At 74.6% G+C, this 890-nt stretch carries 2 protein-coding genes; both read left to right on the top strand.

The features are described 5' to 3' along the window. A partial coding sequence (locus CCN56_RS37545; protein ID WP_086832170.1) for a cysteine dioxygenase occupies positions 1-508 on the top strand: 508 nt, incomplete at its 5' end. Continuing rightward, on the top strand, positions 505-890 hold a 386-nt coding region (locus CCN56_RS37540; RefSeq protein WP_107484291.1), incomplete at its 3' end, for a rhodanese-like domain-containing protein. The genes CCN56_RS37545 and CCN56_RS37540, both read left to right, overlap by 4 nt.

Below are 890 nucleotides of genomic sequence, written 5' to 3'. Positions count from 1 at the left end.
CCCCACCTCCACCCCCTCCCCGACCTCGGCGGAACTGCTCGACTTCGTCCGTCGTACGGCCGCCGACACGGAGCTCGTCGACTCCCTTCCGCTCGACCCCGAGGGCCGTACCTGGGTACGGCTCGACGGCCCCGGCGGCAGCGAGGCCTGGCTCATCGGCTGGCCGCCCGGCGCCGGCACCGGCTGGCACGACCACGCCGAGTCGCTGGGCGCCTTCGCGACCGCGCGCGGGACGCTCACCGAGAACGCGCTCGCGGTCCGGCTGCCGGCGAGCGGCTGGAAGACCCTGGAACTGGCCGCCGGCCTCGACCGCTCCCGGCGTCTTCCGGAGGGCACCGGCCGGGCCTTCGGCCGCCACCATGTGCACGAGGTGCTGAACGAGTCCACGGACACCCACGCGGTGTCGGTGCACGCCTACTATCCGCCGCTCCCGCTGATCCGGCGGTTCAGCCGGACGGGCGCGGTGCTCCGTCTCGAGCAGGTCGAGCGTCCGGAGGACTGGCAGTGAGCGAGGAGCGGGTGGGCATCGACGAGCTCCTGGAGCGGGTCAGGTCGGGCCTCGACCGGATCGGGCCCCGGGCCGCCTACGAGGCGTACGAGGCGGGTGACGCGCTCCTGGTGGACACGCGCTACGCCGCCCTGCGGGAACGGGACGGTCTGATCCCGGGCGCGCTGATCGTGGAGCGCAACGAGCTGGAGTGGCGGCTCGACCCCCTGGGCAGCCACCGCGCGGCGGAGGCGGACAGCCACGACCTGCGGGTGGTGGTCCTCTGCGACGAGGGCTACGCCTCCTCCCTCGCGGCCGAGTCCCTGCGCCGCCTGGGCCTGCACCGGGCGACGGACCTCATCGGCGGCTTCCAGGCCTGGAAGGCCGCCGATGAGGTCCGTCG

Origin of the sequence: Streptomyces sp. NRRL B-24572 (assembly GCF_002156145.1) — a bacterium.
GTDB classification, from domain to species: Bacteria; Actinomycetota; Actinomycetes; order Streptomycetales; family Streptomycetaceae; genus Streptomyces; species Streptomyces vietnamensis.
This window is presented reverse-complemented; position numbering and strand designations above follow the sequence as displayed.